The organism is Gluconobacter oxydans, assembly GCF_006539685.1.
Lineage (GTDB): Bacteria > Pseudomonadota > Alphaproteobacteria > Acetobacterales > Acetobacteraceae > Gluconobacter > Gluconobacter oxydans.
In genome coordinates this window covers 1-13,626 of the sequence record NZ_BJNM01000002.1, presented here as the reverse complement: position 1 = coordinate 13,626, position 13,626 = coordinate 1, and the positions used below count along the sequence as shown (strand labels likewise).

The window sequence follows — 13,626 nt, the reverse complement described above, 5'->3', positions numbered from 1 at the left end:
TCTCTACACCTTCTTGCCGGCACGCCGGAAAGCTTGGCTCGGGATTGGCACGATCGAGATGATCAGAGCGTTCCCCGAATTTGAGCGAATCCACCATGCGGTTTCCCATCATGGCGCCCAATTCAAAACCTTAGGAATCCTGTGCTCTATCCTGCTGAGCTACGCGGACAAACAAACTGACCGTATCTCAGTTACGGTGCCGCTGCAACCGTACTCTCACCACATCAAGCAGCGGAAGACATCGGGAATTCCCCATCCAAGCCAGCACCACCCGGGAAAAACCAGGGAAACGGGAACCCTCGACGGGCATATCATCGGGGATGAAGATTACCTGTCCTGTTTATGCTATCTCAACTTTTTCTGGTTAGTCTTTTAAGTGAGGCTTCTGCTACGGCCTTGCATGACACCTCTTTTCCATCAAAAAGGTGATCTGTTTTTCTGGTAGTACCAAATCCTGAGTAGGATAGAGCGCGTTCGCAGCTGGCATCCTACACAATACCTCTTTGTGGGGGTTTTGCAGGTTTGACTGGGTTGAGAATTGCCATGATCTGCGTTGCTGACAACGATTTACTGAAACAGTCTGGAATTTCCGTGCCTTTCGGCAAGGGATCCTGATCGTGGAGGCGGCGAAGATGATGGACAGTTCATCCCGTCCTATCCGCGAGACCGATCCCACCCTTTTGCGCGTGCGACTGATCGGGCAGATGGAAGCAAGAACCCTCACGGGCGAAAGCGTGCTTCCTGTGGGGGGCAAGACACGGGCCCTTCTGGCTATTCTGGCTCTTTCTGACCGGAAACCTGTCCTGCGATCGCGGCTTGCGGAACTGCTGTGGAGCCAGCGGCCTGAAGAAATGGCACGCGCATCCCTGCGGCAGGAAATCCACCGCCTTCTGGATGCGCTCAGTCCGCTGGGCGTGGACGTCATCGATGTTCAGCGGCACTCGCTGGCCCTGAAGCCAGCCCTTACTTCGGTGGACGCCGAGAGGCTGCTTACAGTCAGTGTGCGGACGATCGACAGTGTGACCCTACCTGACGAACCGCTGCTCGGCGAGCTGGCAGGTGTGGATCCGGCGCTGGACGAATGGCTTGGCCAGCAGAGGGAGCGCCTCTCAACACATCTCCAGCAGGTTTATGAAAGTGCCGTCCGGGAATTGACCGACCCGGACCAGGTCGAAGACGTGGCCGAGCGTCTGTTGAAGTTTGACAGCCTGAACGAGGTTGCCTGGCGGGCCAGGGTTCAGATGGCCCTGCATCGTGGTGACAAGGGTCGGGCAGCCGCACTTGCTGACCAGATGACACATCTTTTCGGAGACGCCGAAGGACATATCCTTACTCCGGCCACACAGGCACTGATCAGGAGTATTCCGACTGAAAGCAGCGGCAAGGATCTGGTTCAGGACTTGTCCCAGACTGCACTGGCTGCGGGAACTCCTGAAGCGTCTTTCACAGCGCCAGTACCGCGCCCGGATCCGATGCTTGCCCTGCCGCTTCATTACGCGTCGCAACATCCGGCTGCGGCAGAACCGCGGAAGATCTCACTGGTTTTTCTGATCCCGTCGTCCACGGATAAAACGCTTGCCGAACAGGGCCAGCGCCTGCGGGATCAACTGGAACTCATGTTCGTCAACATGGGAACTTTCGACATTCTTGCACTCCCCGAAGCCTCCCTGCCCGACCCTGTAGGTGCGGCTGCGGCCTACCGGGCCTGGGGCATGGATTACATCATTTCCGGCAATCTGCGGGCAGGCCCTGAGGGGGCTGAAAACCGGCTGATCCTCCGGGTGCTGGACGCCCGGCGCGGGGGAGTCATCATTTGGGGGACGCATTACGATTTCCCACGCTCCGGTCCGGATACGGCAAAAAACAGCCTTCTGGCGCCTGCCCAGGCGATGAAGTGGAGCATCTTCGTCACCGAAGCCCGGCGCATTGCAGCCCGACCGGATTCAGAACTTTCAGCACTCGGAATGGCGCTGCGGGCTTTCATGCTGCTCCTGCGACATGATTCTTCGCTTTTCGGCCGAATTGGATCTCTGCTGGAACGCGCCAGCGAACAGGACGGGGACGACGGTGCAATTGCGCTCATTGATGCCCTGCACTGCTATATCCGCTTCCTGAATGAATGGAGCCCTGAAACCGAGGCTGTTTTCGCCCGAGGTCTTCGCAGCGTTCGAACCGCCATTTCGCTGATGCCGGATCTGCATGCAGTCGAAGTTCTTCTCGCCGCGTATCTGATGCACGAGCCTGCCATGCACAGTACGGCTCTTTCGGTTGTCCAGTCCGCGGCTGAGGGAATCTTGCGGATCGAAGGACATCACAAGGATTCTCCTGATCTTCTGATGGCAGAGATTGTCCTAGCCCTGCTGGGCGGGAAGATGAAGGTAGCAGCAGGAAAGGTGAAGCTGCTGCTGAAAAACGGGTATCGCTCACAGTTGCTTGAACTGCTGCGCCCGGTTTTCATGATGGTCCTGCTCCTGGGGGAAGACTATCAGGAAGTAATCTCGATGGGTCGGTTGATGTCCGGCCTTTATCCGTCCTGCCCGAGTTCGCTGGTTTATTATCTCATTGCCCTGGTTGAAGTGGGTGACTGCGCCGAAGAGATGAATCAGGTCTGTCGCCACCTCCTTCGTCTGGTCCCGGATCTGACCATTTCCAGAGCTGTCAGCCGGTTTCCTTGTACGGGAAAGACACGACTGACGAGGCTGGCTGAAGCGCTGGGCAAGGCCGGCGTGCCTGAAGGATAAGAACATCTTCCTTCAGGTGCTTGGCCTCTTGCCGCCGGCACGATATGAACACTCAAACAGAAGTTGCCGGCTGCAGGCCTCGCCAGTCTGCATCCTTGCTTGTGACCGGCCCTGGCGCGGCCCGCAGGACCACACATGATGTCTCGCATCCAGTCGACCGTTCTTCGCCCTTTTCACCGACCGACAACCCGTCTTGCCCTGGGGTTTCTGGCGCTCGGCGCTCTTGCCGCCTGTGGTGGTGGACGTGACCCCAGCACCCTGACCGCACCCCGCAATCATCTTCTTGGTGTTGATCGCGGTGCCGAGGGTGGCGCGGACGAGCTTCGCGGCGGTGTGAACGCTTATCTGTGGCGTGGAGCGATCGACACCCTGTCCTTCATGCCGCTGGCGTCTGCCGATGCCGTGGGCGGTGTTATCCTGACCGACTGGTATCAGCCGTCTGCCAGCCAGAACGAGCGGTTCAAGATTGCGGCTTATGTGCTGGATCGTCGCCTGCGTTCTGACGCCCTTCGGGTCTCCGTATTCCGGCAGGTTCTGCAGGACGGCCAGTGGGAAGATACCCCTGTTTCCGCCACCACCACTTCCGATATCACCACCCGTATCCTGACGCGCGCACGTCAGCTGCGTGCCGAAAACGGCGAGCGGGACAACTGAGTCAGACATGAGCGATACCACAGCCCCCGCATTCGATTTCCAGGACCGCGAACCATTCTGGCAGAACGAATGGAAGCGGAGGAATACCTTTGCGGTGCCGGATGTTCCCCCGGCCGATCGTCCGAAATACTATGTGCTGGAGATGTTCCCGTACCCGTCGGGGCAGCTTCATGTCGGGCATGTACGAAATTACACGCTCGGGGATGTGGTCGCGCGCTACAAGCGGGCCCGGGGTTTCGCGGTCATGCACCCCATGGGGTGGGACGCGTTCGGTCTGCCGGCGGAAAATGCCGCGCGTGAGCGCAATGTCCATCCTGGCAAGTGGACGATGGACAACATTGCCACCATGCGGGGCACGCTGCAGCGTCTGGGCTTCTCGCTGGACTGGGACCGTGAGATCGCAACCTGTCTGCCGGAATATTACGGCAAGCAGCAGAAGCTGTTCACCGATATGCTGGGCGCCGGTCTGGTTGAGCGGCGTGATTCTCTGGTCAACTGGGATCCGGTCGACGAGACGGTTCTTGCAAACGAGCAGGTCGTGGACGGGCGCGGCTGGCGCTCGGGAGCCCTGATCGAGAAGAAGAAACTCTCCCAGTGGTTCCTGAAAATCACGAAATTTGCTCAGCCTCTGCTCGATGATCTGAAGACGCTTGATCGCTGGCCCGAACGCGTCCGGACGATGCAGGAGCGCTGGATCGGCCGTTCGGAAGGGGCCCGGGTCCGCTTTGCGCTGCATCAGCCGCCCGCAGGCTATGACGAGGATCTCGACAGCGTCGAAGTCTTCACGACGCGTCCCGATACCCTGTTCGGCCTGAGCTTCATCGGGATTTCGGCGGAGCATCCGCTGGCCCGCAAGGTTGCGGAAAGCAACCCGCAGGCCGCTGCCTTCATTGAGGAATGTCGCCGTCTCGGGACGTCCGAGGAAGTGATCGAAGCTGCCGAAAAGCGCGGGTTCGACACGGGTCTGCGGGTGGCCAATCCGCTTGATCCCGAAAAGACGGCGCCTGTGTGGATCGCCAATTTCGTTCTGATGGACTATGGCACCGGCGCTGTTTTCGGCTGCCCGTGCGGCGATCAGCGCGATCTCGACTTTGCCCGTAAGTACGACCTGCCGGTTCCGCAGGTGCTGCTGCCTCCGGGGCAGGATGCCGAGACCTTTGTCCTGGGCAAGAAGGCCGTTTCGGGGGATGCGACCCTGTTCAATTCGGGTTTCCTGGATGGGCTGGATCCTGCTGCGGCGCGGACGAAAGTCATTGAGCGCCTTGAAGGGCTGGGGGCTGGCAAGGGCGTCGTGAACTGGCGCCTGCGCGACTGGGGCATTTCGCGCCAGCGCTACTGGGGCTGCCCCATTCCCATCATCCATTGCGACACCTGCGGCCCGGTTCCGGTGCCGGATGAGCAGTTGCCCGTTATCCTGCCGGAAGACGTGACATTTGATCGTCCCGGTAATCCGCTCGATCACCATCCGACCTGGAAGCACGTCAACTGCCCGCATTGCGGCAAGCCTGCGGTTCGTGAGACCGATACATTCGACACGTTCGTTGACAGTTCCTGGTATTTCGCCCGCTTCACCAGCCCGCATGCCGAAACCCCGACGGTTCCGGCGGCAGCGAATGGCTGGCTGCCGGTGGACCAGTATATCGGCGGCATCGAGCATGCGATCCTGCATCTGCTCTATGCGCGTTTCTTCACCCGCGCGATGCATGAAACCGGGCATCTGGATGTGGACGAGCCGTTTGCCGGCCTCTTCACCCAGGGCATGGTGACGCATGAGAGCTACCGCGACGATAGCGGCTGGCTGTATCCCGAAGAGGTCGAGCGGCAGGGCGATCAGGTCGTGCGCCGTGAGACGGGAACGCCGGTTCAGGTCGGCCGCTCGGAAAAGATGTCCAAGTCCAAGCGCAACACGGTGTCTCCGGTCGACATCATCGAGCGTTATGGCGCGGATACGGCCCGCTGGTTCGTGCTGTCCGACAGCCCGCCGGAGCGGGACATGGAATGGACGGCCGCAGGCGTTGCCGCTGCTGCCCGCTTTGGCCAGAGACTGCATCGTCTCGTAGCTTCCGTAGCCGCACGGGATGCCGCCGACAGTGCGCATGGTGCGACGGGGGATGACCTGCGTCGTGTCACGCACCGGACCATTGCCGCCGTCGGTGAAGCTCTTGAAGCTTTCACGCCGAATGTTGCCGTGGCCCGTCTGCATGAGCTGACCTCGGCTCTGGCGGATGCCGAACGCATCGAAGGCGCCGGCATTGCCGCTGCGCGCCGTGAGGCGGCCCGCGTGCTGTGTCTGCTGACGGCTCCGATGATGCCCCATCTTGCGGAAGACATGATGGCGGTTCTGGAACCGGGCAGTGCGCTGGTTGTGGAGCGTCCCTGGCCGGAAGCCGAAGAAAAATGGCTGGCCGTGCAGAGTGTGACGATCGGTGTGCAGATCCTTGGCAAGCTGCGCGGAACCATCGAGGTTCCGCCCAATGCGCCGAAGGAAGAGGTGCTGGCCGCAGCGAAGAGCGAGCCGAACGTGGCCCGTCTGCTTGAAGGGAAACGGCTGGTGAAGGAAATCCATGTTCCGAACCGGATCGTCAATTTCGTGGTGGCGGGCTGATGTCTGACCGGCGCGGCGCCTTTCTGCTCACGGCTTTCCTTATGCTGGGGGGGTGTGGTTTTTCCCCCCTCTATGGAAAGCTGACCCCGAAAACCGACATGTCGGAAGAGTTGGCACAGATTTATGTGGACAACATTCCGGGGCGTTATGGCCAGGAACTCCGTCTGGCCCTGCAGAAAAACCTGGCTGGCGCCGGGCCGGAAGATCCTCATAAATACATGCTGAAAGTCTCTTCCGGCATGAATGAGGAAGCGGTCGACATCCATCAGGACAATACGTCCGGCCGCACCCGGAGCACGGGGTCGGCACACTGGATGCTCATCACGGTCGAGCAGAATCCGCGCCTGCTGGCGCAGGGGGATGCGACGACGCTGGACGGTTTCAACACCACGTTCGAGCAGTATTTCGCCCAGACGCTGAATGATGAAACGCTTCAGGCGCGCGTCTCGGACACGCTGGCGCAGACCATGACGCAGCAGATCGCGATCTGGTTCCGCAATCACAACATGCCCGAGAAAGCCGCGCCGGATGAACTGCCGCGCTATCTGAACACGGACCGCATGCCGGATGACAACGGCAATGCCGCCACCGACCGGACGGGTGTCGATGGCTTCCCGGCTTCCGCAACGGGGCGTCTGTCCAGAAGCACGACCAGCACGTCTGCGCAGTAAGTGGTGAAGATCGACGCACGAAGCATCAGTCGGACACTGGCCGATGCCGGGTCCTGGCGGGCCATCGTGCTTCATGGCGAAGATACGGGTCTTATTCGTGAGCGTGCCGCGCAGGCGGTCAGGCTGGTGGCCGGGACGACGGATGATCCCTTCCAGGTGGCGCAACTGGATCGGGAGACACAGGACCGGCTTGAAGAAGAGGCCACGGCGCTTTCCCTGATCGGCGGCCGACGGGTGGTCTGGGTGCGTGAGGGGCAGGACAGCCTGGCCCCCCTGTTCAAGCGGGTACTTGAAACCGACACGGAAACCCTGATCGTTATCGAGGCGCCTGGGATTACGGCGCGCTCGAAACTGCGTGCGCTCGCCGAAGCCCACAAGCAGGTCGCGTCCATCGCCTGTTATCCCGAAGAAGGACGCGCCCTCTCCCAGACCGTGACGGATGCTCTCGGTCAGGCCGGTGTGACAATCGACCGCGATGCCCTGATCTGGCTGACGGGCGTGCTTGGCTCCGACCGCAGTGGCGTACGCGGCGAAATCGAGAAACTTGTTCTGTATGCGGGCGAAAATGGCCGTCTCGATCTGCAGGCCGTTCAGGACTGTGTCGGCGATGCAGGCGGCAATTCCCTGGAAGATGCCGCTTTTTCCGCACTGTGCGGAAACCGCATGATGGCCGATCAGGCTCTTGAACGGGCGCTGGCCGATGGTGCCAACCCCGTGGCAGTCGCACGCACCGTTCTGGGCGTTCTGGTGCGGCTTCAGAAGGTTGCGCAGGGCGTGCAGGATGGTCAGGGACGGGCCGAGTCCATGAAGGCTCTCAAACCGCCCGTGTTCTTCAAACGAACGGCGGCTTTCAATCAGGCGCTTGACCGGTGGCCTCTTGCGGCCCTGAGCACAGCGGCTAGGGAAACGCAGGCGTTCGAACTGGCCTGCAAGCAGAGCGCATCCCCCGACATGGCGTTGTGCAGGCGGCACATCGCCTCTCTGTGCACCGTCAGGAAGGGCTGAACCAGTCGGGCAAGAATGGGGATGAGTAATTTTCCTCTATTTCCGATCCTGCAAGCCAAATATAACGATGCGCCCGCTATATGGCGTTCGTCTTTCGTGCGTAAGGTTTCAGGTCCATGTCTCTTTCCTCCCAACCTCATACATTCCGCCTGACTCCGGCGGACTATGGCCATCTGGTGGAGCAGGCCACTGTCGCGCCTGAACATTACTGGGAGCGTGAGAGCAGACGGCTGAACTGGAGCACCACGCCCGGTCAGGCTCATTGCACCGAACGCGGCTGGTTTCCGGGTGGGGTGCTCAATGCGAGCGTCAACTGCCTGGACCGGCATCTTGAGACGCGCGGCGATCAGAACGCCCTTGTCTGGCAGGCCGAAGAGACCGACCGGGTTGTGACCTTCACCTACCGGACACTCCACGAGCGCGTCTGCCGCATGGCGAACGTGCTGCGTGAGCAGGGCGTGCAGACCGGGGACCGGGTTGCCATTCACCTGCCGTCCGTGCCTGAAGGCCTGATCGCCATGCTTGCCTGCGCGCGGATCGGAGCCATCCACGTGGTTCTTTTCGGCGGGTTTTCTCCGGAAGCGATCGCCGACCGGCTGTCTGACAGTGGCGCAGTGCTGGTCATTACCGCCAATATGGGACGCCGCGGTCCCAAGCGGATCCCCTTCAAGACGACGCTGGACGCCGCTCTGGACCTCCGTCCGGAAGCTCTCGCCGTCAGGCATGTTCTGGTCGTGAGCGTGACGCAGGACGACGTTGATCTGACGGCGGGACGGGACCTGTGGCTGACCCCCCTTCTGGACGCGGCATCGGCCGACTGCGCTGCGCAGGACATGCCGGCCTCCGCCCCGCTGTTCCTGCTGTACACATCGGGCAGTACCGGAAAGCCCAAGGGGATCGTACATGGCACGGGCGGCTATCTGGTCTGGGCATCCTACACCCATGAACTGGTTTTCGATCATCAGGAAGGCGACATCTTCTGGTGCACGGCCGATATCGGCTGGATCACCGGCCATACCTATGGCGTTTACGGCCCCCTGCTGAATGGCGGGACGATTCTGCTGTTCGAAGGCATGCCGTCCTATCCGGGACCAGGCCGCTGGTGGAGCGTCATTCAGGACCACAAGGTCACGACGTTCTATACGTCTCCTACCGCAATCCGCGCTCTCATGCGCGAAGGCGATGAGGTTGTGCAGCGTCATGACCTCTCCTCGCTGCGCGTTCTGGGGACTGTCGGCGAGCCTATCAGCCAGGAAGCCTGGTCCTGGTTCAATGATCATGTCGGGGGCGGCCGCTGCGCTTTCGTCGATACCTGGTGGCAGACGGAAAGCGGTGGGATCATGATTTCGCCCGTTCCGGGCGCCGTCCGGGAGAAACCGGCTTCCGCCACGCTCCCCCTGCCCGGTGTCCATCCGGTTCTTCTGGACGAACGCGGCGCTCCGAAAGAAGGCGCAACGGAAGGTGTGCTCTGCCTCAGAGGTTCCTGGCCCGGCCGAGCGCTCACGATCTGGAATGATGCGGCCCTTTTCGAGCGCACCTATCTTCAGTCCTATCCCGGCTACTATTTCACCGGTGACGGCGCGCGGCGTGACGAGGACGGGTATTACTGGATCACCGGACGCGTTGACGACGTGATCAACGTCTCCGGACACCGGATCGGATCTGCCGAGATCGAAGACGCTCTGGCGACTGAACTGGCTATCGCGGAAAGTGCGGCGATCGGCGTTCCCCACGACCTCAAGGGACAGGGAATCGTCGTCTATCTCGTCCCGCGCGATAACGCGCCCGAAGATCTTCACATCCGGGCGGCCAAGGCCATCACGTCAAAAGTGGGCCGCTATGCGGCGCCGGAGCGCATCCATGTCGTGCCGGACCTTCCCAAGACCCGTTCGGGGAAAAGCGTTCGCCGCCTGCTTCGCAAGATTGCGTGCGGAGAGACCGAAGGATTTGGTGATCTCTCCACCCTCGCCGATCCTGAGATCGTCGCAACGCTGATCGCGCTGATCCAGGTGCCGAAAAGCTGATCTGTCAGCCCTGACAGGGTTCAGACATCGGTCGTGCCGCCCGATGTCTGAACCGGGATGAGCGCGTCGCTCAGGAACCCGAAGACGACATGCATGAAATAGACGGAAAAAGCCGCGACCAGCAGCACGGCAAACAGCCGTCCGAAAATCCTGAACGACGCCACGATCAGTGCTCCCAGAAGCAGGAACAGCAGCACCGTCTGTGAGTTTCCCTGTATCCCGAAACTGGCCAGGACGGTGCGGGCCATGACCTCGATGATCGCCACACCGGCCACAACCACGCCCAGCAGTCCGAGGATCAGACCCCACAACGTATCGAGTATGGATTGCATCACGTGATCTGGCACCGATTAAAAGAGGACAAGATCACTCCACAAAGCCATTCTCCGCGGCTCCGGTCAACTGTCATCTGCCATGGGGATAGACGAATGTTGGAGCGACCGTTACGAAAGGTGATCCTTTCCTGACCGGATTTTCTGACATGGATCATCGATGACGAATTCGCCTGCCCTGCTGCTGACGATCGTTCAGTCCATTCTCCCGATTCTCGTAACGCTGGGATTTGGATATTTCGCGGCATACCGAAAGGATTTCGATGCCCAGCAGGCTGGTGTTCTGACACGTCTGGTCATGCTCTACGCGCTTCCGCTGGAACTGCTGGCATCCATTCTCAGTACGCCCCGCAACCAGGTTCTGGCAGCGGGGCCAGTGGCGGCTCTGATCCTGCTGGCCATGATCGGCGGCTATGGCCTGATCTTCGCCATTCTTCGCGCACTGCTTAAACGCCGTCTGGGCGAAGCGGCCCTGATCGCGATGACCATCACGGGCCCCTCCGTTCCCTTCATCGGTATTCCTGTCCTGGGACAGATCTTTGGGCCAGCCAGTTCGGTGCCGATTTCAATCGCGTCCCTGGCCATGAATCTGGTTCAACTTCCCATCACCCTGATCCTGATGGGACATGACCGCGGCACCCGCCATCGGGTCGAGACTGAAGGGGAAACCCGGAACGAACTCCGCGAACTTTTCGGGCATCTGATGCATTCCTGCCGGGAGCCGGTCGTCTGGGTTCCGATGATGGCGCTTGTCCTGGTCAGTGCCGGCGCCTTCCTGCCACAGTTTCTGAAGGGCTCACTTCAGCTGCTCGGCCGCACAACAGGTGGCGCGGCGTTGTTCGCATCAGGCGTGGTGCTCTTCACGCGCCAGGTGAAATTCAGCCCTCTGGTCGGCGTGATCGTCAGCGTTCGGAATGTCATTATTCCCGGAATCATCTATGCGCTGGCCCGTCTGTGGCATCTTCCCCTGCCCGCACTTCAGGAGAGCATCCTGACGATGGCGATCCCCAGTGCGTCGATCAACGTCATCCTTGCCATGCGCTATCATGTGCTGGAACGTGAAATTGCATCCGTTCTGTTCTTTGGAACGTTAAGTTCAATCTTCACGATGGCATTTTTCATTTGGCTGACAGGTGCATGACCAGTTTTCTTTTTGTGTGTACGGGCAATATCTGCCGCTCACCTCTGGCCGAACTGGCCATGCGCCGCGAAGCCAGCCTTCGCGGCCTGACCCTCGATATCGACTCTGCGGCAACCGGACGCTGGAATCTCGGCGAGGCTCCTGACCCCCGTGCCCGCGTCGTCGCTTCCAGACAGGGTCTGGATGCGTCACCGCTTCGGGCACGCCTGGTCACCGAAAAAGACTTCGATCGCTTTGACCACATCATTGCGATGGACCGTTCCCATCTCGCCATCCTCAGACAGATGCGCCCTCACCACTCAAAAGCGCGCCTTTCCCTGATGCTGGACCATATTCCCGCCCGTACCGGACAGGACGTCATCGACCCCTATTACGGGCCGGATGAAGGGTTCGTCACGACATGGGAGGACGTCGAGGCCGCTTGTGCCGCCCTTGCCAGAACAGTTCTTGGTCCCCGCCCCTGAAGCTTCTAGCTTGAGCGGAACAGAAATGGAGAGTTTCATGTCATCCAAACCTGACATTCTGACGATTGACCCCCTCGTGCCGGTCATGAAGGAAAGGCTAGAGAAATCGTTTACACTCCACCCCTACACCTCACTGGAAAACCTGAAGAACATTGCTCCTGCCATCCGCGGGATCACAACAGGTGGCGGGTCCGGGGTTCCTTCTGAAATCATGGACGCCCTGCCCAATCTTGAAGTCATTTCCGTCAACGGTGTGGGGACGGACCGCATCAATCTGGATGAAGCAAGACGCCGCAACATCGGGGTCGCAATCACCCAGAACACCCTGACGGACGACGTGGCCGACATGGCCGTCGCGCTGATGATGGCAGTGATGCGGAGCATCGTAACGAATGATGCCTTCGTCCGTGCTGGAAAATGGCCGTCCGCCACGGCTCCCCTCGGACGAAGCCTGACCCGGAAAAAAGTGGGCATCGCAGGATTTGGACATATTGGCCAGGCGATTGCCAAACGCGTCTCGGCGTTCGGTATGGAGGTGGCCTACTTCAACTCACATGCCCGACCTGAAAGCACCTGCCATTTCGAGCCCGATCTGAAGGCGCTGGCAACCTGGTGCGACGTCCTGATCCTGGCGGTCTCAGGCGGTCCACGATCCGCCAACATGATCGACAGAGACACCCTGGATGCTCTGGGCAAAGACGGTTTCCTGGTCAATATCGCCCGAGGAACAGTGGTGGACGAGGCCGCACTTCTGAGCGCCTTGCAGGAAAAACGCATCGCTGGCGCCGGACTGGACGTTTTCCAGAACGAGCCCAATATCAATCCGGCTTTTCTAAGCCTGCCAAACACAGTTCTGCAGGCCCATCAGGCGTCGGCCACAGTCGAAACCAGAACGACCATGGCTAATCTGGTCGTAGACAACCTGATTGCCTATTTCACCGATAAAACCCTGCTGACACCCGTCATCTAAGACCTATGCCACGAACTGTTCGGCAATGATCCGCTCTGAAAGACCGTGATCGGGATCGAACAGGATCGTGGCTTTCCGGGAGCGGTCTTCCCGGACGACAACCTCCGCCACATCACGGATTTCCGTAAAATCCGCTACCGCTGCTGTCGCCCTTTTCTCGGTATCAAGCAATGTCAGTTTCACGACTGCGCTCGACGGCAGAAGAGCCCCCCGCCAACGCCGAGGCCGAAAAGCGGAAATCGGTGTAAGAGGAAGAATATTAGCGCTCAAAGGCACAATAGGTCCATGAGCGGACAGGTTATAAGCTGTTGAGCCGGCCGGCGTGGAAACGATTATTCCGTCGCAGATCAGTTCCTCAAGACGCAACCGGCCATCTATTTCTATCCGGATACGGGACGTCTGCCGCGTCTGACGGAAAAGAAAGACGTCATTGAATGCCAGTGCACTTTTGACTTTCCCTACCACTGTCGTAGCAGTCATGTGCAACGGATGCAAAACCGAAGGCTGGGCATTTTCGAGACGCTGTAAAAGATCTCCTTCATCAGCAGCATTCATCAAGAACCCAACCGTTCCATAATTCATGCCGTAAATGGCAATGCTTTTATCCAGAACCTTGTGCAGGGCCTCGAGCATAAAACCGTCCCCCCCCAGACAGACAACGGCATCCGCCTCGTGAAGCCGCACATTTCCATATTTCTGTGAAAGTCGGGCCAGTGCAGCTTGAGCGCTGTCAGTGGAAGAGGCAACAAAATGAATTTTCATAAAAATCGCATCAGCCTGAAATCAGCAGAGATCATTTTCCCTATTGCCGAACTCCTTAGCAGATGAACGGCGTGAGGGAGCATTATTTTTCAGAGCCAACGGTAGGACCGAAAATCGAATACCAGACCTGAGAACGCTCCCCAACACGCCCCTGTCCGAGCTTCAAAACAGAGTAGCATCAGAAATGTCTGCATTTCTCGGAACCGGATCGACAACAGAAACTCAGGGAAGCCCGAAAGAAACATTGCACCTGGAGG

Annotated in this window: 11 protein-coding genes; 9 read left to right on the top strand and 2 right to left on the bottom strand. The window is 59.6% G+C overall.

Features of this window, described 5'->3' with window-relative positions; all coding sequences use genetic code 11:
• Positions 1 to 632 precede the first annotated feature (632 nt).
• The 6 genes from GOX01_RS00960 to acs all read left to right on the top strand — a co-directional run bounded on the left by GOX01_RS00960 (position 633) and on the right by acs (position 9,700).
• Positions 633 to 2,741, top strand: a complete 2,109-nt coding sequence (locus tag GOX01_RS00960; RefSeq protein WP_062269563.1) for an AfsR/SARP family transcriptional regulator — start codon at positions 633 to 635, stop codon at positions 2,739 to 2,741.
• Positions 2,742 to 2,876: 135 nt separating this feature from the next.
• Complete coding sequence (locus GOX01_RS00955; RefSeq protein WP_011251993.1) at positions 2,877 to 3,395, top strand: DUF3576 domain-containing protein; 519 nt, start codon at positions 2,877 to 2,879, stop codon at positions 3,393 to 3,395.
• Between the two features lie 7 nt (positions 3,396 to 3,402).
• The gene (gene leuS / locus GOX01_RS00950; protein ID WP_011251994.1) at positions 3,403 to 6,000 is read left to right on the top strand and encodes a leucine--tRNA ligase; all 2,598 of its coding nucleotides are present in this window, start codon (positions 3,403 to 3,405) and stop codon (positions 5,998 to 6,000) included.
• Entirely contained in the window at positions 6,000 to 6,671 is a 672-nt protein-coding gene (locus GOX01_RS00945) for a hypothetical protein (protein WP_011251995.1), read from the top strand. Before leuS ends, GOX01_RS00945 begins: the two co-directional genes overlap by 1 nt.
• Before the next feature lie 3 nt (positions 6,672 to 6,674).
• On the top strand, positions 6,675 to 7,676 hold the full coding sequence (holA, locus tag GOX01_RS00940; RefSeq protein WP_024717250.1) for a DNA polymerase III subunit delta: 1,002 nt from the start codon (positions 6,675 to 6,677) through the stop codon (positions 7,674 to 7,676).
• 116 nt (positions 7,677 to 7,792) lie between these two features.
• Positions 7,793 to 9,700: an acetate--CoA ligase gene (gene acs / locus GOX01_RS00935; protein ID WP_011251997.1), complete on the top strand. Its 1,908-nt coding sequence runs from the start codon at positions 7,793 to 7,795 to the stop codon at positions 9,698 to 9,700.
• Between the two features lie 20 nt (positions 9,701 to 9,720).
• On the opposite strand, the gene GOX01_RS00930 is transcribed toward acs, so the two are convergent.
• A complete protein-coding gene (locus GOX01_RS00930) occupies positions 9,721 to 10,032 on the bottom strand; it encodes a hypothetical protein (RefSeq protein ID WP_011251998.1) in 312 nt (103 codons plus the stop codon).
• A 160-nt stretch (positions 10,033 to 10,192) separates the two neighbouring features.
• Here GOX01_RS00930 and GOX01_RS00925 point away from each other — a divergent pair, with 160 nt between their 5' ends.
• Genes GOX01_RS00925 through GOX01_RS00915 form a run of 3 tightly spaced genes read left to right on the top strand, consistent with a single transcriptional unit; the run spans position 10,193 to position 12,607 of the window.
• Positions 10,193 to 11,173: an AEC family transporter gene (locus tag GOX01_RS00925; protein WP_062269547.1), complete on the top strand. Its 981-nt coding sequence runs from the start codon at positions 10,193 to 10,195 to the stop codon at positions 11,171 to 11,173.
• Complete coding sequence (locus tag GOX01_RS00920) at positions 11,170 to 11,637, top strand: low molecular weight protein-tyrosine-phosphatase (RefSeq protein ID WP_034954582.1); 468 nt, start codon at positions 11,170 to 11,172, stop codon at positions 11,635 to 11,637. Before GOX01_RS00925 ends, GOX01_RS00920 begins: the two co-directional genes overlap by 4 nt.
• A 37-nt stretch (positions 11,638 to 11,674) precedes the next feature.
• A complete protein-coding gene (locus tag GOX01_RS00915) occupies positions 11,675 to 12,607 on the top strand; it encodes a 2-hydroxyacid dehydrogenase (protein ID WP_011252001.1) in 933 nt (310 codons plus the stop codon).
• A gap of 3 nt (positions 12,608 to 12,610) precedes the next feature.
• Here GOX01_RS00915 and GOX01_RS00910 read toward each other — a convergent pair whose 3' ends face one another.
• Positions 12,611 to 13,369 carry an NAD kinase gene (locus tag GOX01_RS00910; protein WP_062269545.1) on the bottom strand — a complete coding sequence of 253 codons (759 nt, stop codon included), beginning with the start codon at positions 13,367 to 13,369 and terminating at the stop codon, positions 12,611 to 12,613.
• Between the last annotated feature and the right edge of the window lie 257 nt (positions 13,370 to 13,626).

Coding starts and splice junctions, on each gene's coding strand:
- GOX01_RS00955 (WP_011251993.1), top strand. CDS start 2,877: ATGATGTCTCGCATCCAGTCGACCGTTCTTCGCCCTTTTCACCGACCG.
- GOX01_RS00910 (WP_062269545.1), bottom strand. CDS start 13,369: ATGAAAATTCATTTTGTTGCCTCTTCCACTGACAGCGCTCAAGCTGCA.
- acs (WP_011251997.1), top strand. CDS start 7,793: ATGTCTCTTTCCTCCCAACCTCATACATTCCGCCTGACTCCGGCGGAC.
- GOX01_RS00915 (WP_011252001.1), top strand. CDS start 11,675: ATGTCATCCAAACCTGACATTCTGACGATTGACCCCCTCGTGCCGGTC.
- GOX01_RS00960 (WP_062269563.1), top strand. CDS start 633: ATGATGGACAGTTCATCCCGTCCTATCCGCGAGACCGATCCCACCCTT.
- GOX01_RS00945 (WP_011251995.1), top strand. CDS start 6,000: ATGTCTGACCGGCGCGGCGCCTTTCTGCTCACGGCTTTCCTTATGCTG.
- leuS (WP_011251994.1), top strand. CDS start 3,403: ATGAGCGATACCACAGCCCCCGCATTCGATTTCCAGGACCGCGAACCA.
- GOX01_RS00930 (WP_011251998.1), bottom strand. CDS start 10,032: ATGCAATCCATACTCGATACGTTGTGGGGTCTGATCCTCGGACTGCTG.
- GOX01_RS00920 (WP_034954582.1), top strand. CDS start 11,170: ATGACCAGTTTTCTTTTTGTGTGTACGGGCAATATCTGCCGCTCACCT.
- GOX01_RS00925 (WP_062269547.1), top strand. CDS start 10,193: ATGACGAATTCGCCTGCCCTGCTGCTGACGATCGTTCAGTCCATTCTC.